Below are 22,907 nucleotides of genomic sequence, written 5' to 3' on the forward strand. Positions count from 1 at the left end.
GTCGGCCACCGGCCGGGCCGCGGGCGCCGCCGACTGGGCCGGCCGGGCCCCGCCGTCCTCGGCCAGCACCCCCACCGGGGCGGCCTTCCCCGCCGCGGCGAACCCCCAGTCCAGCAGGGCCGCCGCCTCGTCGTACACCTTCGGGCTGCTCTCCGGGTGCATCACCGTCACCAGCAGCGTCCGCCCGTCGCGCTCGGCGGCGCCCGTGTAGGTGGCGCCCGCGTTGGTGGTGTAGCCGTTCTTCACCCCGATCAGCCCCGGGTACTTGCCCAGCAGCCGGTCGGTGTTGGCGATCCCGAAACTGCCGCGCTGCCCGGTCTTCTTGTCCACCGCGCCCGGGAACTGCGCCCAGCGGGTCGAGCAGTACGCCCGGAAGTCCGGGTCGCGCAGGCCCGCCCGGGCGAACAGGGTCAGGTCGTACGCCGAGGTGACCTGGCCGTCCATGTCGTAGCCGTCCGGACTGACCACGTGGGTGTCCCGGGCCTGCAACTGGTCCGCCCGGGCCTGCATGTCCGCGACCGTCTTGGCGACGCCGCCGTTCATGTTCGCCAGCACGTGCACCGCGTCGTTGCCGGAGGACAGGAACACCCCGCGCCACAGGTCCTCGACCTTGTAGTCCAGGTCCTCCTTGATGCCCACCAGGCTGCTGCCCGCCCCCATCCCCTGCAGCTCCGCCCAGGTCACCCGGTGCACGTCGGACGCTTTGAAGCGGGGCAGCACGGTGTCCGCGAACAGCATCTTCAGGGTCGAGGCGGGCGGCAGCTTCGCGTGCGCGTTGAACGCCGCCAGCACCTGCCCGCTGCCCGCGTCCGCGACCACCCAGGACTTGCCGGTCAAGCCCTTCGGCAGCGCCGGGGCCCCCGGGTCCACCTGCACCCCCTCCGCACCCAGCCGCTGCCCGCCCACCACCTCGGGCGGCGGCGCGTCCTCCGCGACGGCCGCCGCCGACGGCAGGGCGGACGCCAGCAGCAGGACGGCAGCGGACGACCCCTGGAGAATCCGGCGGATTATCAGCATTCCGGGAAAATAACCCGCCCCCCGGCCCCCGCCCGGGCACGCCACCGGGCACGGCCCCGAACGAGTACCGCCCGCTGCTCCGATCGGCGGGCCCCGCATACTGGACGGGCACCCCGTCTGCCGCGAAGGACCCCGCCATGAAGCTCAGCCGTCCGGTCTCCTGGTTCCTCACCGCCTTCGGCGTCTGGTCGGTCTTCATCTGGACCACCTTCGTCAAGAACCTGTGGAAGGACTCCGGCGGCCAGGCCTTCGTGAACGGCGACCACTCCCAGCCGACCGCCTTCTTCTGGGTGCACCTGCTGCTCGCCGTCACCTCCCTGCTGCTCGGCCTCGCCATCGGCTGGATCGGCGTCCGCGGCCTGCGCGCCCTGCGCGCCGCGGCGGCGCCCGCCGGGGGTGCCGCCGCCGAGTAGCGCCACCGGCCCCGACCGGCGGGAGCCCCCGGGCGCGTCTGGCCCGCCGCCGGTGGCGGCGGGCCACTGACGGGTGCATATGCATGCCCTCTTCAAGTGGCCGAATACTGCTGCTAGCCTGCCCCGCACGAACTGCTGGGAGGGCTTCGGCGTGAGCACCAGTACCACCCTCGGGGAGGCCCGCCCGGAGTGGGCGCGGCGGCAGGAACGGGAACGCCGGCACCGGCGGGCCAAGTCGCGAATGCGGCTGCCGTTCGCGGTGGCGGTCGCCTGCTGGGCGCCGCTGCTGCTGTGGTGGGCGGCGGTGTACCCGGCGTTCACCGGGGCCGCGCCGGACGGGTCGGCGCCGCTGTACGCGGCGGCCGTGCGGGCCGTCCACGCCGGGCCCGCGACCCTGCTGCAGACGGCCGCCGCGGCCTTCGCCCTCGGCTACCTGGTGGCCGCGCTGGCCCGGTTCGGGGTGCGCGGACGCTACAGCGGGCCGGTCGCGCTCGCGCTGGCCGCGCTGCCGCCGACCGCGAGCCTGGTGGTCTCGGCCACCCCGGAGGCGGTCCGCACCGTCGCCGCGCTGCTGCTGACCGGAGCCGGACTGCGACTGCTCGTCCGGCGGGCCGAGGGCACCCTGGAGCAGGGCGGCCCGGCCCAACGGCTGGATCTCGCCGTCCTGACCGCCGCCGTCTGCGCCTGCGCACTGACCGGCACCCGGGGCGCCGCCACCGCGCTGATCGCCGCCGCCGTGCTGCTGCTCTTCCTGCCCGGCGCCCGGGTGCGCCTCGCGCTGCTGACCGTGCTCGCGCTGGCGGTGCCGATCGCGCTCGGCCTGCTCGGCCACCCCGCCACCCCCGCCGGCGACCTGCACACCCTGCGGGCCGCCGACCTGGCACTGGCCCAGCACCGGGCCGCCACCGGGCAGAGCCCCGCGCTGACCGCCGTCGCCCCGCCGCGGGAGTGGGCCGCGGCGGGCGCCGACTGCTCCGCCACCGCCGCCCTCACCGACGGCTGGAACGCCCCCGCCGCCCGCCGCGCCGAAGCCGAACTCGCGTCCGCCTGGCGGCAGTTGCTCCGCGACCACCCGGACCGGGTGCTGGACGCCCGACTCTGCCGGAGCCGGATCGCCTGGGGCGTGTGGGCGGGCGGCGGCGGCCCGCACGCCGCCACCGCGGTCCCCGGCCCGGCGGCCGGCTCCCGCGGCCTGTGGCACCCGCTGCACGCCGCCGCGACCTGGAGCCGCACCCTGCTGCGCGCCCCGCAGCTCGACTGGCTGCTGTGGCGCGGCGCCCTGTGGGCCTACCTGGGCCTGGCCGCCGCCGTGCTGCACGCCTGGCGGCACCGGCTGCGCGCCCTCGTCCCGGTGGCGGGCGCGGCCGTCCTCGGCACCCAGTTGGCACTCACCGCCTCCGCCGCCGACCAGGACTACCGCAGCATGGCCGCCGCCCTGTTCCTGGGCCCGCTGCTGCTCACCCTGGCCACCGTCCGCGTCCGCCGCGCCGACTGAACGCCGGAGCGCCCGAACGCCGGAGCGCCCGAACGCCGAAGGGCCCGCCCGGAGTTCCGGACGGGCCCCTCGAACGGGTCGGACTAGAAGCGACGCGTGACGAGCGCGCGCTTCACCTCCTGGATCGCCTTGGTGACCTCGATGCCGCGCGGGCAGGCCTCCGAGCAGTTGAAGGTGGTGCGGCAGCGCCACACGCCCTCACGGTCGTTGAGGATCTCCAGGCGCTGCTCGCCGCCCTCGTCGCGCGAGTCGAAGATGAAGCGGTGCGCGTTGACGATCGCCGCCGGGCCGAAGTACTGGCCGTCGTTCCAGAACACCGGGCACGAGGAGGTGCACGCGGCGCACAGGATGCACTTGGTGGTGTCGTCGAAGCGCTCGCGGTCGGCCTGCGTCTGCAGGCGCTCGCGGGTCGGCTCGTTCCCGTTGGTGATCAGGAACGGCATGACGTCCTTGTACGCCTGGAAGAACGGGTCCATGTCCACGATCAGGTCCTTGAGGACCGCGAGGCCCTTGATGGCCTCGATCGTGATCGGCTTCTCCGGGTTGACGTCCTTGATCAGGGTCTTGCACGCCAGCCGGTTGCGCCCGTTGATCCGCATGGCGTCCGAACCGCAGATGCCGTGCGCGCAGGAGCGGCGGTACGTGAGCGTGCCGTCCTGCTCCCACTTGATCTTGTTGAGCGCGTCCAGGACGCGCTCCTTCGGGTCCATCAGGAGCTGGTAGTCCACCCACACCGGGTCCGGGTGCTCCTCCGGGTTGAACCGGCGGATCCGGAAGGTGACGCTGATCAGCTCGCTGCTGCCCGCCTCGACCGCGTCCAGCGCGGCCGAGTGCGTCTCGACGGTCGGAGTGGACATCAGTACTTACGCTCCATCGGCTGGTAGCGGGTCTGCACGACCGGCTTGTAGTCGAGGCGGATCGAGGTGGAACCGTCCTCGGCCACCTCGCGGTACGCCATGGTGTGCTGCATGAACTTCACGTCGTCGCGGGTCGGGAAGTCCTCGCGGTAGTGACCGCCGCGGGACTCCTCGCGGGCCAGCGCCGAGACGACCAGGACCTCGGCCAGGTCGAGCAGGTTGCCCAGCTCGACGGCCTCCAGCAGGTCGGTGTTGTAGCGCGAGCCCTTGTCCGCGATCGAGACGTTCTTGAAGCGCTCCTTGAGCGCCGCCACGTCCTCGACCGCCTGCTGCAGGGTCTTGCCGGTGCGGTAGACGGACACGTTGGCGTCCATCGACTCCTGCAGCTCCTGGCGGATCTTCGCGACCGACTCGGTGCCGGTGGCGTTCCGCAGGCCCTCCACCAGCGCCTCGACCAGCGCGCCCGGGTCCTCCGGCAGCGGCACGAAGTCGTGCTTGTCCGAGTACTCCGCGGCGGCGATGCCCGCCCGGCGGCCGAACACGTTGATGTCCAGCAGCGAGTTGGTGCCCAGCCGGTTGGCGCCGTGCACCGACACGCACGCGACCTCGCCCGCGGCGTACAGGCCCGGGACGACGTCGGTGTTGTTGCGCAGGACCTCACCCTCGACGTTGGTCGGGATGCCGCCCATCGCGTAGTGCGCGGTGGGCTGGATCGGGATCGGGTCCGTGTAGGGCTCGATGCCGAGGTAGGTGCGCGCGAACTCGGTGATGTCCGGCAGCTTGGCGTCCAGCTGCTCCGGCGGCAGGTGGGTCAGGTCCAGGTAGACGTGGTCGCCGTCGGGGCCGCAGCCGCGGCCGGCCCGGATCTCCGAGTAGATCGCGCGGGAGCACACGTCACGGGACGCGAGGTCCTTCATGACGGGGGCGTAGCGCTCCATGAAGCGCTCGCCGTCCTTGTTGCGCAGGATGCCGCCCTCGCCGCGGGCGCCCTCGGTGAGCAGGATGCCCATCCGCCAGATGCCCGTCGGGTGGAACTGGAAGAACTCCATGTCCTCCAGCGGCAGGCCCCGGCGCAGCGCCACGGCCTGGCCGTCACCGGTCAGGGTGTGCGCGTTCGAGGTGACCTTGAACATCTTGCCGGTGCCGCCGGAGGCGAACACCACGGCCTTGGCCTGGAAGACGTGGATCTCGCCGGTGGCGAGCTCGTAGGCCACCACGCCGGCGGTCCTGCCCTCGTTGATCAGCAGGTCGAGGACGTAGAACTCGTTGAAGAACTCGACGCCGTGCTTGACGCAGTTCTGGAACAGCGTCTGCAGGATCATGTGGCCGGTGCGGTCCGCGGCGTAGCAGGACCGGCGGACCGGGGCCTCGCCGTGGTTGCGGGAGTGGCCGCCGAAGCGGCGCTGGTCGATCCGGCCCTGGTCGGTGCGGGAGAAGGGGAGACCCATCTTCTCCAGGTCGAGGACCGCGTCGATGGCCTCCTTGCACATGATCTCGGCGGCGTCCTGGTCGACCAGGTAGTCACCGCCCTTGACCGTGTCGAAGGTGTGCCACTCCCAGTTGTCCTCCTCGACGTTGGCGAGGGCGGCGCACATGCCGCCCTGCGCCGCGCCGGTGTGGGACCGGGTCGGGTAGAGCTTGGTCAGCACCGCGGTGCGGCTGCGCTGCGTCGACTCGATGGCCGCGCGCATGCCGGCGCCGCCGGCGCCGACGATGACGGTGTCGTACTGGTGAATCTGCATGGGGGTCAGTCGCCTCTGGTGGCTCGTCAGATGTTCGGGTCGAAGGTGAAGATCACCAGGGTGCCGAGGACGACCGTGAAGACGGTCGCGACGCCCAGGAGACCCTTGAGCCACAGACGAGTGGCGTCCTTCTCCGCGTAGTCGTTGATGACGGTGCGCATGCCGTTGGAGCCGTGCAGCATTGCCAGCCACAGCATCAGCAGGTCCCAGACCTGCCAGAACGGGGACGCCCAGCGGCCCGCCACGAAGGCGAAGCTGACCCGGGAGACACCGCCGTCCAGCATCAGGTTGATCAGCAGGTGGCCCAGGACCAGCACCACCAGGACGACACCCGACAGGCGCATGAACAGCCAGGCGAGCATCTCGAAGTTGGTGCGGGTGCGGCGCGGGGTCTTCCTGGTGCGGGCCCGGGCGGGCTCCACCACGAAGGCGTCGGCGGGGTTGCCGGTGCCCAGGCCCTTGCCGGTGTGGGCGTGGACCGAGGGGACCACCAGGTCGTTGGTGTCAGTGGACACGCGGATCAGCCCCCGAACCAGGTGCGAAGGGTGTGCTCAAGGACGGGGTAGAAGGAGCCGGCCATCAGGACGACCCAGACGCCGACGACGGTCCACAGCATCTGCTTCTGGTACTTCGGGCCCTTGGCCCAGAAGTCCACCGCCACGACCCGCAGGCCGTTCAGCGCGTGGAACAGGATGGCGGCCACCAGGCCGTACTCCATCAGGTTCACCAGCGGGATCTTGTACGTGGCGATCACCGAGTCGTACGCCTCGGGCGACACCCGCACCAGGGCGGTGTCAAGGACATGTGCGAACAGGAAGAAGAAGATCAGGACGCCGGTGACTCGGTGAGCCACCCAACTCCACATGCCTTCCCGGCCGCGGTACAGCGTTCCAGCCGGCACGGAAAACCCTCCGGAAGCGGTTCGGGGGCTCGGCCGGCTTCGGTGTCGGTCAGCCCGGCCGGATACGGTCCACCGGCCGCGAGCATCCTATCGACGCACCGTCGACAACCGCCGTCGGGGGCCCCTGGTGTGATCAATCAGGCACGCACGGCCTAATCGGGACGGGAACCATCACTCTGCGTCATCACCCGACCGCGCTAAGGTGCGCACCCCGTCACCGCCGCCCAGCAGAGAGACCCGCCGTGCGACACCTGCTCGCCCTCGCCGCCCTCGCCCTCGCCGCCGGCTGCGCGACCGCCCCGCCCGCCCCGTCCGCGGACCGGGCCGCCCCCTCGCCCGCCGCCGGCCCGGAGCCCGAGTACGACGCGGCCGCGGTGCGCGCGCTCGGCGTCACCGAGGCCGAACTCGCCCCCGGCTGGCACGTCACGCTCATGCAGCCCGGCCAGAACGACATCTCCAGCCCCCCGGAGACCGCCGACATCCCCGCCTGCCAGCCCGTCCTGGACGCGCTCACCCCCTCCAAGGGCGCGGCCGGACCGCTCGCCGAGACCGACCTCGACATCGCCCGCGAGGGCGACAACCCGGCCTCCCTCTACACCGCGATCCTGGCCTTCCGGCCCGGCCGGGCCGCCGCCGTCCACGCCGGACTCGACCGGGTCCTCGGCCACTGCCGGGCGTTCACCTCCAGCGCCGGCCGCCACCTGCTCACCCGGCTCGACACGCCCACCCCGGAAGGAGCGGACGCCGCCACCGCCTTCACCCTCACGAATGAAACCGACGGCACCACCATCGCCCAGCGCGCCCTGGTCACCCGCACCGGCGACGTCCTCGCGGTCTTCACCACCCTCGACGCGACGGGCCGCCCGGCCCCGGAACCGGACGCGGGCGTGGTGAAGGCGCAACTCGCCAAGCTCGGGAAGGGGAGCTACTAGGGGGGAAACCAGGGGCTCGGGGAACGGCGAGCCCGGGTCTGCTGACGGTTCACTGCCGGAGCGCGCATCGGCTTCCGGTTCGGTTGAAGACACGCAGCAGCCTCAACCTCCGATGGGATCCGACCGTCAGCAGCACGGACTCGCCGTTCCCCGAGCCCCTGAACGCTTCAGCTCTTGACGGCGACCAGGTGTTCGAGGCGGCTGAGCGCGATGCGGCGCAACTCCTCGGCGGAGATGAGCCGTTCCTCGTCGGGGTCGTTGGCGAGGCGGGTGCGGATGGAGGTGAGGACGGCGTCCAGCATCTCCTCGGGGTCGACGCCGTCGAGGCAGACCACGAAGACGTGGCCGAAGCGGGCCTCGTAGGCGGCGTGGGCGGCGCGCAGCGCGGTGTGCGCGGCCTGGCTGCCGGGGGCGCGCATGCCGAGCAGGGGCTGGGGCATCCAGCTCTCGTCGGCGAGGGCCTCCGCGAGGTCCGCCGGGCGCAGGTCGTAGCTGGCCTCGCTGGCGGCGGCGAGCAGGGACTCTATGTCGGGGTAGGGGCGGTGGGCGGTGAGGCGCAGGGCCCACCGGTGGCTGCCGCAGCAGGCGAGCAGCGCTTCCTCCACCGCGCCGGAGTCGGCTTCGTTGAACCGGTGGAGTCCCAGCAGGGACGGCTCCGTCCGCACGTCGAGACGCTGCGGCGGGATGTCGCTGGTCAGCGGATCCTCCTCGTGAGGGCGGGAAGGCGGAATGCTCCAGAGACGGGGGTGAGGGGGCCGGGAAAGGCCGGGGTGCGGCAATGCCGCCGCACGGGCTGACACAGCTCGGCGGGGCAGCGCCTCCACGGTAGTTGAGGGCTCATCAGTTGGGGAGGCGGCGGGCCGATTTCACTCGATCGAGCTATCAAGTTGTGACCCGCCGCGCTTCCCGTTCACGCGGAGCCGGTCAACTGACCCGGTGCACCTTGTGGTTGGCGGCCTGGGCGCGGGGCCGCACCACCAGCAGGTCGACGTTCACGTGCGACGGCCGGGTGACCGCCCAGGAGACGGTGTCGGCGATGTCCTCCGAGGTCAGCGGCTCGGCGACGCCCGTGTAGACCGCGTCGGCCTTGTCCTGGTCGCCGCGGAAGCGGGTCAGCGCGAAGCCCTCGGACTTCACCATGCCGGGGGCGATCTCGATCACCCGGATCGGTTCGGCCACCAGTTCGAGCCGGAGCGTCTGGGCCACCGAGTGGACGGCGTGCTTGGCCGCCACGTACCCGCCGCCGCCCTCGTACGCGGCCAGCGCCGCCGTCGAGGACATGATCAGCACGGTGCCGTCACCGGTGGCGCGCAGCGCGGGCAGCAGCGCCTGGGTGAGGTGCAGCACGCCGATCACGTTGACCTCGTACATGGTGCGCCAGTCCGCCGGGTCGCCCTGCTCGACGCTCTCCGCGCCCAGCGCGCCGCCGGCGTTGTTGACCAGGACGTCGACCCGGCCGACCTCGGCGGCGAAGGCGTCCACCGCGGCCCGGTCGGTGACGTCCAGGGTGTACGAGCGGCCGCCGAGCTCCTTCGCCAGCGCCTCGATCCGCTCGGTGCGGCGGGCGGTCAGCACCACCTCGAAGCCGTCCGCGGCCAGTCGGCGGGCGGTGGCCGCCCCGATGCCGCTGCTGGCGCCGGTGACCACGGCCACCTTCTGTTCGGTCATGTTCGTGCACTCCTCGGGTGTTCGACAGGTGCACCGATCATCCCAAGGGGCGGCCCCCGGGTGTTGTGAGCAAGGTCCCAGCCGTGGCATCTGTCTGCTCCCGACCGGGCGCGACTACATTGCGTATCCAGCCGACCTGTTAATCGGCGCTAACCCTCACCCTCTTCCCCGCGGAGGACACCCATGGCAGCCGAGCCCCGTCGCACCGAGTCGGGCCTGCCGATCGCGCCGGTGTACGGCCCCGAGAGCCGGGCCGGCTCCGACGCCGCGGCCCGGCTCGGCGAGCCCGGGCAGTACCCGTTCACCCGCGGCGTGTACCCGACCATGTACACCGGCAAGCCGTGGACGATGCGCCAGTACGCGGGCTTCGGCACCGCCGCCGAGTCCAACGCCCGCTACAAGCAGCTGATCGCCAACGGCACCATGGGCCTGTCGGTGGCCTTCGACCTGCCGACCCAGATGGGCTACGACTCGGACGCGGCGATCTCGCACGGCGAGGTCGGCAAGGTCGGCGTGGCGATCGACAGCGTCGAGGACATGAGCGTGCTGTTCGGCGGCATCCCGCTCGGCGAGGTCTCCACCTCGATGACCATCAACGCGCCCGGCTCGCTGCTGCTGCTGCTCTACCAGCTGGTCGGCGAGGCCCAGGGCGTGCCGTCGAACCGGCTCACCGGCACCATCCAGAACGACGTGCTCAAGGAGTACATCGCCCGCGGCACGTACATCTTCCCGCCCAAGCCCAGCCTGCGGCTGATCGCCGACGTGTTCCAGTACTGCCGGGCCGAGATCCCCAAGTGGAACACCATCTCCATCTCCGGCTACCACATGGCCGAGGCCGGGGCGAACCCCGCGCAGGAGATCGCCTTCACGCTCGCCAACGGCATCGAGTACGTCCGCACCGCGGTCGCCGCCGGGATGGACGTCGACGACTTCGCGCCCCGGCTCTCGTTCTTCTTCGTCTCCCGCACCACGCTGCTGGAGGAGGTCGCCAAGTTCCGTGCCGCGCGCCGGATCTGGGCCCGGGTGATGAAGGAGGAGTTCGGCGCGAAGAACCCCAAGTCGCAGATGCTCCGCTTCCACACCCAGACCGCGGGCGTCCAGCTCACCGCCCAGCAGCCCGAGGTCAACCTGGTGCGGGTCTCGGTGCAGGCGCTCGCCGCCGTCCTGGGCGGGACGCAGTCGCTGCACACCAACTCCTTCGACGAGGCGATCGCCCTGCCGACCGAGAAGTCCGCCCGGCTCGCGCTGCGCACCCAGCAGGTGCTCGCCTTCGAGACCGACGTCACCGCCACCGTCGACCCGTTCGCGGGCTCCTACGTGGTCGAGGCGATGACGGACGAACTGGAGGCCGCCGCACTGGAGTTGATGGCCAAGGTGGAGGACATGGGCGGCGCCGTCGCCGCGATCGAACAGGGCTACCAGAAGGGCGAGATCGAGCGCACCGCGTACCGCATCCAGCAGGAGCAGGACTCCGGCGAGCGGACCGTGGTCGGCGTCAACCGCTTCCAGCTCGCCGAGGAGGAGCCCTACGAGCCGCTGCGGGTCGACCCGGCGATCGAGGCCCAGCAGGCCGCGCGCCTGGCCCGGCTGCGCGCCGACCGGGACTCCTCGGCGGTGCGGCGGGCGCTGTCGCAGCTGCGCAAGGCGGCCGAGGGCACCGACAACGTGCTGTACCCGATGAAGGAGGCGCTGGCGGCCCGGGCCACGGTCGGCGAGGTCTGCGACGCGCTGCGCGGGGTGTGGGGGACGTACGTGCCGGTCGACCGCTTCTGAGCGGTGCCGCAGGGGGCGGGCGCGCCGAGGGGCAACCGGCCGCCCGCACCGCGACCTTGCCGGCGTGCTCCTCCGCCGCGCGCGGTTCCCCGCGCCCCTGGCGGGGCGCGGGGGCGTAGCGGGGGAGAGGACGGGAAGAGCGCCCGGGGAGACCTCCGAACGGCCCTCCGGGCGTTCCGCCGACTGCTTCTCCATACCGCTTCCCCGCCCCCGGCGGGAATGGCGGAGGGGCCGCCGGGAGGTTTCCCGACGGCCCCTCTTCCTTGCGTGACCGGCTACTTCTTGAGGGCGAAGGACTTGAAGAAGTCCTTGCCCGGGGAGCCCAGGCCGGTGGCCGTGTCGTAGCCCTTGCCGGCCGACAGGCCGTAGTCCGCGCCGATCTTGTAGAGGCGGACCCGGAGCGAGTCGTTCACCACGCCGAGGTCGACGACGTTGCCGCGCTTGCCGTGGTTGGCGGCGTCGTCGACGTCGTGGAAGGCCTTGGTGCCGGCCCGGTCGTAGAGGGCCGGGTTGGCGAAGCCGAGGGCGCGGCCGCCGCGGGTCTGGATGGCGTTGGCGAACATCGCGGCGGTCTCCGGGGCGGAGACCGAGGTGCCGCCGTAGCCGCCCTCGCTGTAGGTGCCGCCGTCGGTGTAGCCGACCAGGGTGGCGGCGACCAGGTCGCCGCTCATCGCGATGTCGGGGGTGGCGCGCAGCGGGGTCGCGGACTCGGTGCCGTCGGCCGCGGTCTTGGAGACCTTGTCCGGGACGACGCCCTGCTGGTACCAGGGCTGGGCGAAGTCCTTGGAGACGCCGCCGCCACCGCCGAAGTAGAAGGTGCCGGGGAACGGGCTCCAGGACTTCTGGTCGGCGGAGAGCACCGAGCGCAGGTCGCCCATCGAGACCTCGTCGCCGTACTTGCCGCCCTTGTCGCCCAGCTGCAGGGCGGTGCCGCCGACCGAGGTGACCCACGGCGAGGCGGACGGCCAGTCGGCCTGGGCCTGGTCGGTCTCGGTCTGGCAGTTGGCGCCGGTGGCGGCCGCGCCGGGGGAGCTGTCGCCGCAGTCGCCGGAGGAGAAGGTGAAGCCGATGCCGGTCACCGCGCCGAGCTGGAACACCTGGTTGTCGGCGGCGACCACGGCCGGGTCGATGTCGCCGGTGGTGCCGTGCATGATCTCGCCCCAGGAGTTGGAGACCACGTCGGCCAGGTGCTCGTCGACGACCTTGGCCATCGCGTCGTACAGGTCCTCGTCGTAGCAGGAGTTGCCGCCGACGTAGACGACCTGGGCGTCGGGCGCCAGGCCGTGCACCATCTCGACGTCGAGCGCCTCCTCGCCGGCCCAGCCCTCGGGGCCGCCGCACTCGTCCTGGTGGGTCCACCGGTCCGGGGTGACGTACTCGGTGTACTGGCCCGGCGCGAACGGCCGGTCGCCGTGCAGGGCCGAGTAGTGGTTCGCGTCCTGCTCCATGGTGGACAGGCCGTAGGCGTCGATGATCGCGACCCGGGCGCCCTTGCCGGTGACCTTGGCGTCGCTGACGCCGTACGCCTTGCGGAGCTGGGACGGGACGTACGAGCAGGGGGCGAACGGCTCGTTCTTCTCGTAGCCGGCCGGGGCGCCCTTGGCGGTCTTGGAGCCGTAGCCGTCCTCGGAGCAGGTCGGCACGTCCGGCAGGGTGGCCGGGGCCTTCTTGTCGGGGGCGGCCAGCCGGGAGGCGGCGCTCGCGCGCTGCTCGGCCTGGCGCACCGAGGTGGCGTCCGAGCTGTTCTTGTGGATCGCGTCGGCCAGGCCGGAGACGGCGAGCACCGAACCGGCCACCGCGGCGGGGACCACGGCGTCGGAGGTCGGCGCGCGGTGGGTGCCGTCCGCGGTGCGGTAGTCGTGGAAGCCGGTGCCGAACGCCTCGGCCATCGCGGCGGTGGAGCCGGCCACCTGCACGTAGTGGGCGGTGGAGGCGGAGACGGTCAGGCCCGCGCCGGTCACCCAGTCGGTGACGGCCTCGACCTGCTCGGGGGTGGCGCCGAACTCCGCCCGCACCTGGTCGGGGCTCAGGTAGCGGCCGTACGAGGGCGAGTCCGGGTCGGAGACCGCCTTGGCGAGCGCGGCCAGGCCGCTGGCGTCGCGGCCGGCCAGGTAGATCCGGGCGGTGGCCGGGGCGGACGCGTCGGCGGGGCCGGCGTCGGCCTGCGGGGTGGCCCACTCGGGGTGGGTGCCGGGCAGGGCCCGGGCGCTGTCGCCGACCGGGGTGGCGGCGGAGGCCGGAACGGCCGCGCCGAGGGTGGCGAGGATGAGTGCGGCGGCGACGGTGGCCGGAGCGATGCTCCTTGCGAGCTGGTTGCGCGCGACGGGCACGTCGGTCCCCCCTTCTCGGTTCGATGGAGCGTCAGCTGCCCCTCGTGAGGGCGTGACGGCGTGCGCCGCGAGCGGAAGACCCCCCACTGCGGCACCGGAGTTGACTGTGCGGAAGCTGTCTATTCGGACTGATGTACGCCGCTCAAGAGCAGGTCCGAAAGCTTTACTCCGGCATGACTCGATCGGGGGAAACGTTTGGCCGCCGCGCTCCGGGGACCCGCACGGAGCAGCCGCCGTGTCCGATCGCCGGTGCAGGTCGTTGCACACGCCGGAGACCGGGGACCGGAAGGGCAGGCCGAAACGGAATGACATACCCATCCAGGCGGCCGCTATGCACCCATCCGGTGAGGAGTTCTCCGGAAGCTGGGCCAAAACCCCACCACCGGCCTACTCTTGTCAAGGTGAACGATCCCAAGCCGGCAGCCGCCGCCACCGTCACCGCTGCCCGTCCCCCCGCCGACCTACGCGCCCTGGTGGCGTCGTACCGGGCCGAGTTGATCGAGCTGCGCCGTGACCTCCACCGGCACCCCGAGCTCGGCCGCCAGGAGTTCCGCACCACCCGGCTGCTGCGCGAGCGGCTGGTCGCCGCCGGGCTGGAGCCGCGGGTGCTGCCCGGCGGCACCGGGCTGCTGGTGGACCTCGTGCCGCCGGGCACCGCGCCCGGCACCCCGTTGCTGGCGTTCCGCGCCGACATCGACGCGCTGCCGATCGACGACGCCAAGCAGGACGTGCCGTACCGCTCCACGCTGCCCGGCCGGGCGCACGCCTGCGGGCACGACGTGCACACCGCGGTGGTGCTCGGCACCGGCCTGGTGCTGGCCGAGGCGATGGAGGCCGGGGAGCTGGCCCGCCCGGTGCGGCTGATCTTCCAGCCCGCCGAGGAGATGATGCCCGGCGGCGCGCTGGACGTGATCGCGGCCGGCGGGATGGAGGGGGTCGGCCGGATCTTCGCCGTGCACTGCGACCCCAAGGTGCCGGTCGGCCGGATCGGGCTGAAGGCCGGGGCGATCACCTCGGCCTGCGACAAGGTCCGGATCTCGGTGGACGGCCCCGGCGGCCACACCGCCCGTCCGCACCTGACCACCGACCTGGTCGGCGCGGTCGCCAAGCTGGCCGCCGAGCTGCCCGCCGCGCTCTCCCGCCGGATGGACCCGCGCTGGGGCGTCTCGCTGGTCTGGGGCCGGATCGCGGCCGGCTCCGCGCCGAACGTGATCCCGCAGCACGCCGAGCTGGAGGGCACCGTCCGCTGCCTGGAGCTGGCCGGCTGGCGGGACGCGCCCGAGGTGCTGGAGGACCTGGTCGCCCACCTCGCCGAGACCTACCGCGCCAAGTGGACCCTCGACTACCACCGGGGCGTCCCGCCGGTGGTCAACGAGGCCACCTCGATCGACCAGCTGGAGACCGCGATGAACGCCCGGTTCGCCGGGGGGCGCGGCCCGGTGGCCGAGTCGACCGGCCCGGTGGTCGAGCCGACCGAGCAGAGCCTGGGCGGCGAGGACTTCTCCTGGTACCTGGAGCACGCCCCCGGCGCGCTGGCCCGGCTCGGCGTGCGCGGCCCGCACGAGAAGGGCCCGCGGGACCTGCACCAGGGCGACTTCGACGCCGACGAGCGGGCCATCGAGATCGGCGTGGAGCTGTTCGCCTCGCTCGCCCTGGAACACGCCCGGACCTGAACCGGCCCCGGGCCGGGCCGAACCGGCCCCGGGCCGAACCGGGACGAAAGCGAAGGGCCCTTCCCCGGAAGGTCGCTGCGTGGTCGAATCATCGGCGCAACGATCATCCAGGGGAGGGCCCGAACCATGCACAGCACCCGCCGCAGGCTCCTGTTCGCCGCCGGAGCGGCCGGAGCGGCCGGCGCCACCGCCGCCGCCGGCCTGGCCGCCGCACCCGCGGCCGCCGCCGCCGACGACCCGGCGGTGCCGCCGGTCGACTGGATCAGCGTCAAGGCGCACGGCGCGAAGGGCGACGCCGCCACCGACGACTGGCAGGCGATCACCGACTCCCTGGCGGCCTGCCCGCCCGGCGGGGTGGTGTACTTCCCGGCCGGCCAGTACGTCGTCACCCGGACCCTGTCGGTGCCCGCCCACGTCACGCTGGCGGGCACCACCGGCAGCCGCTGGTTCGGCTACCTGCCGGAGAACGCCCAGGGCAACCCGGTGCCGCCGGTGTTCATCAAGCCGCTCTGGGGGAACTTCACCGGCTCCGCGCTGGTCGAGCTGACCGGCAACGGCGCCCGGCTGCGCGACCTGGTGCTGGCCTCCGGCCGCGCGACCGACACCGCCGGGGGGAACGTCGACGGCCTGGTCGCCAGGGGCCCGGTCAAGGCCGTCCGGCTGCAGAACGTCGGCGTCTTCAACTTCCAGGGCTACGGCGTGCACACCGACAGCACCGCCGACGGCTTCCCCGGCGGCTGGGAGGTCTCCCACCTGAGCGTTGAGGCCAACAAGCTCGGCGGCTGGCGCTCGGAGAACACCGGCGGGGCGCCGTTCTCCTTCGCCGACTCGATGCTCGACTCCTGCGAGGCCGCCGCCAACGGCGGCGACGCCTGGTCCTTCGACGGCCTCGGCGCCACCGGCTTCACCGGCGTCCGGGCCACCTGGAACGACGGCAACGGCTTCCACCTGACCGGCAAGTGCGGGACGGTCGGCTTCACCGAGTGCCAGACCGACCGCAACCGCCGCAACGGCTGGCTGGTCGAGAGCGCCCAGAACGACCCCACCCGCTCGCCCGCGCCGCACGTCGTCACCCTGACCGGCTGCCAGGCCAGCCGCGACGGCCGCAACGACAACGCCGTCCCCGGCGGCTACGCGGGCTTCCGGATCACCGCCCCGGCCGGCGGCGCCGCCCTCCCGGTCGCGCTGACCGGCTGCGCCACCCACGTCTCCGGGGACGACGTGCCCGGCGGCCTGCTCGCCCCCGACTACGGCGTGTACGCCGACCGCGCGCTGCGGGTGCTGCTCACCGGCTGCGTGCTGACCGGCACGGTGGCCAGCGTGCGCGACGACGCGGGCGCGGTGGTGGACACCGGCACCACCATGCACAACCGCACCACCAAGGACGGCGTCTCCTACAACGTCCCCTCGCCCGCCGTCACCCCGGTCGGCAACGCCCCGCAGCCCGCGGACTCCGGCTACGGCACCTGGTCCTTCGACCCGGCCGTCGCGAGCGACCTGAGCACCCGGCTGACCTCGGGCAACGTCTACCTGGTGCGGGTGGAGACGCACCAGCCGGTGACCGTCTCGGCGGTCTCGGTGCTGCTGGCCGGCTCCGGCGCCGGGTTCACCACGGGCAACCTGGCCGGCGTGTACGACCGCACCGGCAGGCTGCTGGCCCGCACCGCGGGCGAGCAGGCGATGGCCTGGGCGGGGGCGGCGAACAAGCTGTGCCGGATGCCGCTGTCCGGGCCGGTCACCCTGGGCCCCGGCTTCCACTGGGTGGCGCTGCTGGCCAACGCGGCCACCCCGCCGTCCTTCGCCCGGGGTTCGACCTTCCCCGACCCGGGGGCCTTCCTGAACGCCGGGCTCACCCCGGCCACCTACCGGGTCGCCCACCTGAACGGCTCCGCCACCGCGCTGCCGGCCTCCTTCGACCCCGCGCAGAACCGGAGCACCACGGTGCAGATGTTCTGGGTCGGCCTGAGCTGACCGCGGCCTCCCCCGGGCCCCCGGGCCGCGCACGGGACCCGGCGCGGCATCTTCTCGGCGATCCGGGGGAGGCGTACCGTGGTGGCCCGATACCAGCGGGTAATGAACATCGGGTTGATCATGTGTGTGGCTATGTCCGGATTTGCCGGGGCGTACGACCACATTTTGATAACAACCCGGATGCCTCCGCAGGCCGTAACACAACCGTGTTCTACGCGCGTTACGGTGGCGCTCGACCACGCCAACCGGGTGTGTGAGAAGGAGAAACTCCCTTGCGCCGTTCACTCAAGCTCGCCGCGGCCGTGCTCTCGGGTTCCCTGGGCATCGCCTCGCTCGCCGCCTGCGGCGCAAAGAGCACCGACAACAACTCCACCTCGGCCGGCGCCGGCAGCTCGTCGTTCAAGGTCGGCATGGCCTACGACATCGGCGGCCGCGGCGACCAGTCCTTCAACGACTCCGCCGCGCGCGGCCTGGAGCAGGCCAAGTCCGAGCTGGGCGCCACCATCAACGAGGCGGAGGCCAAGGCCGGCGAGTCCGAGGGCGACAAGGAGCAGCGCCTCAAGTCCCTGGTCAGCAGCGGCTACAACCCGATCATCGCGGTCGGCTTCGTCTACCAGGACGCGGTGGACAAGGTCGCCAAGGAGAACCCGAACGTCAAGTTCGCGATCATCGACTCCTCCGCCGCCGACCAGCCCGCGAACGTCACCTCGCTGACCTTCTCCGAGGAGCAGGGCTCCTACCTGGCGGGCGTGGCCGCCGCCAACAAGTCCAAGGACAAGCACATCGGCTTCATCGGCGGCGTGCAGTCCGAGCTGATCAAGAAGTTCGAGGCCGGCTACACCGCGGGCGCCAAGTCCGTCGACCCGAACGTCCAGGTCGAGGTCACCTACCTGACCACCCCGCCGGACTTCACCGGCTTCTCCGACCCGGGCAAGGGCAAGCAGGCCGCCCAGGGCCAGCTCGACAAGGGCGCGGACGTTATCTACTCGGCGGCCGGCTCCTCCGGCACCGGTGCGATCGAGGCCGTCGCGGGCGCCGGCAAGTGGGCCATCGGCGTCGACTCCGACCAGGCCAAGCAGCCCGCCCTGGACAAGTACAAGGACCACATCCTCACCTCGATGGTGAAGAACGTGGACACCGCCGTGTTCACCTACATCAAGTCGATCAAGGACGGCAACGCGCTGACCGGCGTCAAGAACTTCGACCTGAAGGAAGGCGGCGTGTCGCTGGCCACCACCGGTGGCTTCATCGACGACGTCAAGGCCAAGATCGACGCCGCCACCCAGCAGATCACCAGCGGCGCCACCAAGGTCCCGACCGCTCCGTAAGGACGACCAGGCCCGCCGCGCCGCCCGCCCGCCGGGCGGCGCGCGGCGGTTCGACCGGATCGCACCGCAGGGGCCCGGACGGACGCGCCCAGCGCGCGCCCCGTCCGGGCCCCCGTCGGTTCCGCACCGCGTCCGCGCGGCACGGCCCCTCCCGGGTTTCCCCCTGAGCCCTCAGCGCGACGAAGCGCCCGACGACCAGCAGGAGATCGCCATCACCCCCTCCGACTCCGTCCCCACGGACGGCACCCCCCGCGCGGGGACGGCGACGCCTGCCGTCGAACTGCGCGGCATCACCAAGCGCTTCCCCGGTGTGGTGGCCAACCACGACATCGACATCACCGTGCGGCGGGGCACCGTGCACGCGCTGATGGGCGAGAACGGCGCGGGCAAGTCCACCCTGATGAAGATCCTCTACGGGATGCAGAAGCCGGACGAGGGCACCATCGCCGTCGACGGCGAGCAGGTGGAGTTCTCCACCCCCGCGGACGCCATCGCGCGCGGCATCGGCATGGTGCACCAGCACTTCATGCTGGCCGACAACTTCACCGTCTGGGAGAACATCGTCCTGGGCGGCGAGCACCTGCACGGCATCGGCGCCAAGGCCAGGGCCCGGATCCGCGAACTGTCCGACCAGTACGGCCTGGGCGTGAAGCCGGACGCGCTGGTCGAGGACCTCGGCGTGGCCGACCGGCAGCGGGTGGAGATCCTCAAGGTGCTGTACCGCGGCGCCCGGATCCTCATCCTGGACGAGCCGACCGCGGTCCTCGTCCCGCAGGAGGTCGACGCGCTGTTCGACAACCTGCGCGAGCTCAAGGCCGAGGGCGTCACCGTCATCTTCATCTCGCACAAGCTGCACGAGGTGCTCTCGGTGGCCGACGCGATCAGCGTGATCCGCCGCGGCACCACGGTCGGCGACGCCGACCCGCGCCAGGTGACCGCCCGGCAGCTCGCCGAGCTGATGGTCGGCGCCGAACTGCCCTCCCCGGAGAGCCGCGAGTCCACCGTCACCGACAGCGAGATGCTGAGCGTCGAGGGCCTGCGGATCGCCAAGCCGGACGCCGAGGGCGTCGAGCGGGTCGTCCTGGACGACGTGTCGCTGCGGATCCGCAAGGGCGAGATCCTCGGCATCGCCGGCGTCGAGGGCAACGGCCAGGCCGAACTGGTCGAGGCGATCATGGGCATGCTGCCGCTGGACGCCGGCACCGTCACGCTGGACGGCGCCGACCTCACCCGCACCCTGACCCGGGCCCGCCGCGAGGCCGGCATCGGCTACATCCCCGAGGACCGGCACCGGCACGGCCTGCTGCTGGAAGCCCCGCTGTGGGAGAACCGGATCCTCGGCCACGTCACCGAGCGGCCCAACTCCAAGGGCGTGCTGCTCGACCCGGCCGGCGCCCGGGCCGACACCCAGCGGATCGTCGAGGAGTACGACGTCCGCACCCCCGGCATCGAGGTCACCGCGGCCTCGCTGTCCGGCGGCAACCAGCAGAAGCTGATCATCGGCCGGGAGATGAGCCACTCCCCGAAGCTGCTGATCGCCGCCCACCCCACCCGCGGCGTGGACGTCGGCGCGCAAGCCCAGATCTGGGAGCAGATCCGCTCCGCCCAGCGCGAGGGCCTGGCGGTGCTGCTGATCTCCGCCGACCTGGACGAGCTGATCGGCCTGTCCGACACCATCCGGGTGATCTACCGCGGCCGCCTGGTCGCCGACGCCGACCCGGCCACCGTCACCGCCGAGGACCTGGGCAGCGCCATGACCGGCGCCGCCACCGGCCACATCGAGTCCGACCCGCAGGCCCTCGCCGAGGCGCAGGCCGTCGCCGCCGAGGGCACCGAGGCCGCCGGCGCCCCGGCCGGCACCCCGTCCACCGACACCGCCGACGACGAGCAGGCGGGGGAGTAACCACATGACCAGTCCCAACCCCCCGGCCGCACCCGCGGCCAAGCGGTCACTGCGCGAGCGCGTCGACCTGGAGCGGATCGGGCTCGCCCTGGCCGCCCCCGTGCTGGCGGTGCTGCTGTCGCTGATCATCGCCGGCGGCCTGCTGGCGGTCTCCGGCCGCGACCCGTTCGACGCGTTCTCGATCATGTGGAACTACGGCACCGCGTCCGACGGACAGGTCGCCGTGCTGAACAAGGCCACCGTGTACTACCTGGCCGCGGCCGCCGCCGCGTTCGGGTTCCGGATGAACCTGTTCAACATCGGCATCGAGGGCCAGTACAAGCTGGCCATGATGTTCGCCGCGTTCGTCGGCAGCCAGGTCGACCTGCCGGCCTTCCTGCAGATCCCGCTGCTGCTGATCGTCGCGATGTGCGTCGGCGGCCTGTGGGCGTCGATCGCCGGCCTGCTGAAGGTCTACCGGGGCGTCAGCGAGGTCATCTCGACCATCATGCTGAACGCCATCGCCACCGCGGTGATCGGCGTGCTGCTGGTGCCCGGCATCTTCGCGCCGAAGACCAGCGGCACCACCAACTCGATCCAGACCGGCAAGATCTCCGAGTCCAGCAACTTCTTCTCGGTCGAGACCCAGGGCGGCACCCTGTGGGGCTTCATCGTGATCGCGGTGCTGGTCGGCGTGGTCTTCCAGTTCACCCTGAACCGCACCCGGTTCGGCTTCGACCTGCGCGCCACCGGCCGCTCGGAGAGCGCCGCCAGCGCCTCCGGCGTCAACGTCAAGCGCATGGTGATCACCTCGATCGTGGTCTCCGGCGCGCTGGCCGGCCTGGTCGGCCTGCCCGAACTCATGCAGAACACCCCGTACTTCGGGCAGAACGTGCAGACCGGCCTCGGCTTCATCGGCATCTCGGTGGCGCTGCTCGGCCGCAACACCCCGATCGGCATCGCGTTCTCCGCGCTGCTGTTCGCCTTCCTGGACGCCTCCGGCGCCCAGCTGCCCACCCGGGGCGACTACCCGTCCGAGATCATCCCGGTGATCCAGGGCACCATCGTCATCTGTGTCGTCGTGGCCTACGAACTGGTGCGCCGCTACGGCCTCAAGCGCCAGCAGCAGAAGGTCGGCGCCGAGCTCGCCGCGCAGGCTGCCGCGGCCGCCCAGAAGGAGGTCGCGGCATGAGCACCGCAGTCGCCGGCAAGCCCAAGACGCCGGTCGCGTCCGCGAAGCGGACCAAGCTCACCTGGCCGGTGGTGCTGCTGCTGATCGCGCTCGCCCTGGTGCTGTTCGCCGCGGTCGGCGCCGCCACCGGCAACCACGGCCTGACCTCCTCCGGGCAGATCAGCGCCGCGCTGGCCTCCGCCGTGCCGATCGCGATGGCCGGCCTCGGCGGCCTGTGGTCGGAGCGCGCGGGTGTGGTCAACATCGGCCTCGAAGGCATGATGGTGGCCGGCACCTTCTGCGGCGCCTGGGCCGGCTTCCTGGTCAACCCCTGGGTCGGCCTGCTGGCCGGCATGGCCGGCGGCGCGCTCGGCGGCCTGCTGCACGCGCTGGTCACCGTCACCTTCGGCGTCGACCACATCGTCTCCGGCGTCGGCATCAACCTGCTGATCCCCGGCATCTGCGCGTACGTCAACCGGATCTACTACAAGGACTACGTGGCCGACGGCGCCGGCGCCAACCAGTCGCCGCCCGCCGACTCGCTGCCGACCTTCACCTTCCCCGGCCTGTCGAGCTGGCTGGGGACCGTCGAGAAGCACCACTGGTTCCTGGTCTCCGACGTGGCCGGCGTCGTCCGCGGCCTGGTCACCGACCTGTCGGTGGTCACCCTGGTCGCCGCCGCGTTCCTGGTGGCCAGCTACTTCCTGCTCTGGCGGACCGTGTTCGGCCTGCGGCTGCGCTCCTGCGGCGAGAACCCGACCGCCGCCGAGTCGCTGGGCGTCAACGTCTACAAGTACAAGTACCTCGCGGTGATCTCCTCCGGCGCCTTCGCGGGCCTCGGCGGCGCGTACCTCTCGCTGGTCGCCGCGCACTTCTACCGGGACGGCCAGACCCAGGGCCGCGGCTTCATCGGCCTGGCCGCGATGATCTTCGGCAACTGGATGCCGGGCGGCCTGGCCGCCGGCGCGGGCCTGTTCGGCTTCACCGACAGCCTCCAGCTGCGCGACGCCGACTCGGTGCACGTGCTGCTGCTGGTGGTCGCCATCGCGATGGCGCTGCTCGCGCTCTGGCAGTTCTACCGCCGCAAGCTCACCGCCGGGGTGATCAGCACCGTCGTCGCGGGCGGCGTCGCCACCTGGTACGCCTGCACCGACGAGGTGCAGCGCCCGCTGATCGTCGCCACCCCGTACGTGATCACCCTGGTGGTGCTCGCGCTGGCCTCGCAGCGGCTGCGGATGCCCAAGGCCGACGGCCAGGTCTACCGCAAGGGGCAGGCCAAGTGACGGCGGCCGTTCCGGCCCCGGAGGTCGACTGGGAGGCGCTGCGGGAGGCCGCCCGGGCCGCGATGCGGCACGCGTACGCCCCCTACAGCAAGTACCCGGTCGGGGCCGCGGCCCTGGTCGAGGACGGCCGCACGGTGGTCGGCTGCAACGTGGAGAACGCCTCGTACGGGCTCGGCCTGTGCGCCGAGTGCGGGCTGGTCTCCGCGCTGCACGCCTCCGGCGGCGGCCGGCTGGTCGCCTTCACCTGCGTGGACGGCGGCGGCGAGCTGCTGATGCCGTGCGGGCGCTGCCGCCAGCTGCTGTACGAGCACGGCGGGCCCGGGCTGCTGGTCGAACTGCCCTCCGGGGTGCGGCCGATGAGCGAGGTGCTGCCGGACGCGTTCGGGCCGGACAAGTTGTAGCCGCTCCGGCGGTTACGCGCGTAGAGTGTCGCGGGAGGACATCCCGCGACACTCTTCGCATTTCCCCTCT

At 72.4% G+C, this 22,907-nt stretch carries 19 protein-coding genes; 11 read left to right on the plus strand and 8 right to left on the minus strand.

Annotated features, from left to right (window positions below; all coding sequences use genetic code 11):
* On the minus strand, positions 1-1,017 hold a 1,017-nt coding region (locus tag ACWEO5_RS26735), incomplete at its 3' end, for a D-alanyl-D-alanine carboxypeptidase family protein (RefSeq protein ID WP_452164787.1).
* 137 nt (positions 1,018-1,154) lie between these two features.
* On the opposite strand from ACWEO5_RS26735, the gene ACWEO5_RS26740 reads away from it, so the two are divergent.
* Positions 1,155-1,430, plus strand: coding sequence for an SCO4848 family membrane protein (locus ACWEO5_RS26740; RefSeq protein ID WP_344553098.1), 276 nt, complete (start codon positions 1,155-1,157; stop codon positions 1,428-1,430).
* Between the two features lie 151 nt (positions 1,431-1,581).
* Complete coding sequence (locus tag ACWEO5_RS26745) at positions 1,582-2,925, plus strand: hypothetical protein (RefSeq protein ID WP_452164788.1); 1,344 nt, start codon at positions 1,582-1,584, stop codon at positions 2,923-2,925.
* 83 nt (positions 2,926-3,008) lie between these two features.
* Here the strand turns inward: ACWEO5_RS26745 and ACWEO5_RS26750 are convergent, their stop codons facing one another.
* The 4 genes from ACWEO5_RS26750 to sdhC are packed head-to-tail and all read right to left on the minus strand — an operon-like array spanning position 3,009 to position 6,425.
* A complete protein-coding gene (locus ACWEO5_RS26750; protein ID WP_344553101.1) occupies positions 3,009-3,782 on the minus strand; it encodes a succinate dehydrogenase iron-sulfur subunit in 774 nt (257 codons plus the stop codon).
* Entirely contained in the window at positions 3,782-5,524 is a 1,743-nt protein-coding gene (gene sdhA / locus ACWEO5_RS26755; RefSeq protein WP_452164789.1) for a succinate dehydrogenase flavoprotein subunit, read from the minus strand. Before sdhA ends, ACWEO5_RS26750 begins: the two co-directional genes overlap by 1 nt.
* Positions 5,525-5,550: 26 nt before the next feature.
* Positions 5,551-6,039 carry a succinate dehydrogenase, hydrophobic membrane anchor protein gene (gene sdhD, locus ACWEO5_RS26760; protein WP_380273523.1) on the minus strand — a complete coding sequence of 163 codons (489 nt, stop codon included), beginning with the start codon at positions 6,037-6,039 and terminating at the stop codon, positions 5,551-5,553.
* A 5-nt stretch (positions 6,040-6,044) separates the two neighbouring features.
* On the minus strand, positions 6,045-6,425 hold the full coding sequence (sdhC, locus tag ACWEO5_RS26765; protein WP_033253218.1) for a succinate dehydrogenase, cytochrome b556 subunit: 381 nt from the start codon (positions 6,423-6,425) through the stop codon (positions 6,045-6,047).
* 242 nt (positions 6,426-6,667) lie between these two features.
* On the opposite strand from sdhC, the gene ACWEO5_RS26770 reads away from it, so the two are divergent.
* Complete coding sequence (locus tag ACWEO5_RS26770) at positions 6,668-7,357, plus strand: hypothetical protein (RefSeq protein ID WP_452164790.1); 690 nt, start codon at positions 6,668-6,670, stop codon at positions 7,355-7,357.
* Positions 7,358-7,524: 167 nt separating this feature from the next.
* Here ACWEO5_RS26770 and ACWEO5_RS26775 read toward each other — a convergent pair whose 3' ends face one another.
* Positions 7,525-8,022, minus strand: a complete 498-nt coding sequence (locus ACWEO5_RS26775) for a 2-oxo-4-hydroxy-4-carboxy-5-ureidoimidazoline decarboxylase (protein WP_344553104.1) — start codon at positions 8,020-8,022, stop codon at positions 7,525-7,527.
* Between the two features lie 259 nt (positions 8,023-8,281).
* Entirely contained in the window at positions 8,282-9,025 is a 744-nt protein-coding gene (locus ACWEO5_RS26780) for an SDR family oxidoreductase (RefSeq protein ID WP_452164791.1), read from the minus strand.
* A 183-nt stretch (positions 9,026-9,208) separates the two neighbouring features.
* Between ACWEO5_RS26780 and ACWEO5_RS26785 the strand changes: the two genes are divergently transcribed.
* Entirely contained in the window at positions 9,209-10,798 is a 1,590-nt protein-coding gene (locus tag ACWEO5_RS26785) for an acyl-CoA mutase large subunit family protein (RefSeq protein ID WP_452164792.1), read from the plus strand.
* A 275-nt stretch (positions 10,799-11,073) separates the two neighbouring features.
* Here ACWEO5_RS26785 and ACWEO5_RS26790 read toward each other — a convergent pair whose 3' ends face one another.
* Positions 11,074-13,128, minus strand: a complete 2,055-nt coding sequence (locus ACWEO5_RS26790; protein WP_452164793.1) for a S53 family peptidase — start codon at positions 13,126-13,128, stop codon at positions 11,074-11,076.
* Positions 13,129-13,529: 401 nt separating this feature from the next.
* Between ACWEO5_RS26790 and ACWEO5_RS26795 the strand changes: the two genes are divergently transcribed.
* The 7 genes from ACWEO5_RS26795 to ACWEO5_RS26825 all read left to right on the plus strand — a co-directional run bounded on the left by ACWEO5_RS26795 (position 13,530) and on the right by ACWEO5_RS26825 (position 22,837).
* Positions 13,530-14,801 carry an amidohydrolase gene (locus ACWEO5_RS26795; protein ID WP_452164794.1) on the plus strand — a complete coding sequence of 424 codons (1,272 nt, stop codon included), beginning with the start codon at positions 13,530-13,532 and terminating at the stop codon, positions 14,799-14,801.
* Positions 14,802-14,927: 126 nt separating this feature from the next.
* Positions 14,928-16,772: a glycosyl hydrolase family 28-related protein gene (locus ACWEO5_RS26800; protein WP_452164795.1), complete on the plus strand. Its 1,845-nt coding sequence runs from the start codon at positions 14,928-14,930 to the stop codon at positions 16,770-16,772.
* Positions 16,773-17,044: 272 nt separating this feature from the next.
* Positions 17,045-18,100 (plus strand): BMP family lipoprotein, encoded by a 1,056-nt coding sequence (locus ACWEO5_RS26805; RefSeq protein WP_452164796.1) that lies wholly within the window; start codon positions 17,045-17,047, stop codon positions 18,098-18,100.
* Positions 18,101-18,413: 313 nt separating this feature from the next.
* A complete protein-coding gene (locus ACWEO5_RS26810) occupies positions 18,414-20,003 on the plus strand; it encodes an ABC transporter ATP-binding protein (protein ID WP_452164797.1) in 1,590 nt (529 codons plus the stop codon).
* 4 nt (positions 20,004-20,007) lie between these two features.
* The gene (locus ACWEO5_RS26815; protein ID WP_452164798.1) at positions 20,008-21,174 is read left to right on the plus strand and encodes an ABC transporter permease; all 1,167 of its coding nucleotides are present in this window, start codon (positions 20,008-20,010) and stop codon (positions 21,172-21,174) included.
* Positions 21,171-22,436 (plus strand): ABC transporter permease, encoded by a 1,266-nt coding sequence (locus ACWEO5_RS26820; RefSeq protein WP_452164799.1) that lies wholly within the window; start codon positions 21,171-21,173, stop codon positions 22,434-22,436. The genes ACWEO5_RS26815 and ACWEO5_RS26820 overlap by 4 nt, the downstream gene beginning before the upstream one ends.
* Positions 22,433-22,837, plus strand: a complete 405-nt coding sequence (locus tag ACWEO5_RS26825; protein ID WP_344553114.1) for a cytidine deaminase — start codon at positions 22,433-22,435, stop codon at positions 22,835-22,837. Before ACWEO5_RS26820 ends, ACWEO5_RS26825 begins: the two co-directional genes overlap by 4 nt.
* Positions 22,838-22,907: the final 70 nt, after the last annotated feature.

The organism is Kitasatospora sp. NPDC004272 (genome assembly GCF_053603035.1).

What these genes read in the sequence shown, in the direction of transcription:
- sdhA (WP_452164789.1), bottom strand. Translation starts at nt 5,524, where the DNA reads ATGCAGATTCACCAGTACGACACCGTCATCGTCGGCGCCGGCGGCGCC.
- ACWEO5_RS26815 (WP_452164798.1), top strand. Translation starts at nt 20,008, where the DNA reads ATGACCAGTCCCAACCCCCCGGCCGCACCCGCGGCCAAGCGGTCACTG.
- ACWEO5_RS26750 (WP_344553101.1), bottom strand. Translation starts at nt 3,782, where the DNA reads ATGTCCACTCCGACCGTCGAGACGCACTCGGCCGCGCTGGACGCGGTC.
- ACWEO5_RS26785 (WP_452164792.1), top strand. Translation starts at nt 9,209, where the DNA reads ATGGCAGCCGAGCCCCGTCGCACCGAGTCGGGCCTGCCGATCGCGCCG.
- ACWEO5_RS26780 (WP_452164791.1), bottom strand. Translation starts at nt 9,025, where the DNA reads ATGACCGAACAGAAGGTGGCCGTGGTCACCGGCGCCAGCAGCGGCATC.
- ACWEO5_RS26740 (WP_344553098.1), top strand. Translation starts at nt 1,155, where the DNA reads ATGAAGCTCAGCCGTCCGGTCTCCTGGTTCCTCACCGCCTTCGGCGTC.
- ACWEO5_RS26800 (WP_452164795.1), top strand. Translation starts at nt 14,928, where the DNA reads ATGCACAGCACCCGCCGCAGGCTCCTGTTCGCCGCCGGAGCGGCCGGA.
- ACWEO5_RS26820 (WP_452164799.1), top strand. Translation starts at nt 21,171, where the DNA reads ATGAGCACCGCAGTCGCCGGCAAGCCCAAGACGCCGGTCGCGTCCGCG.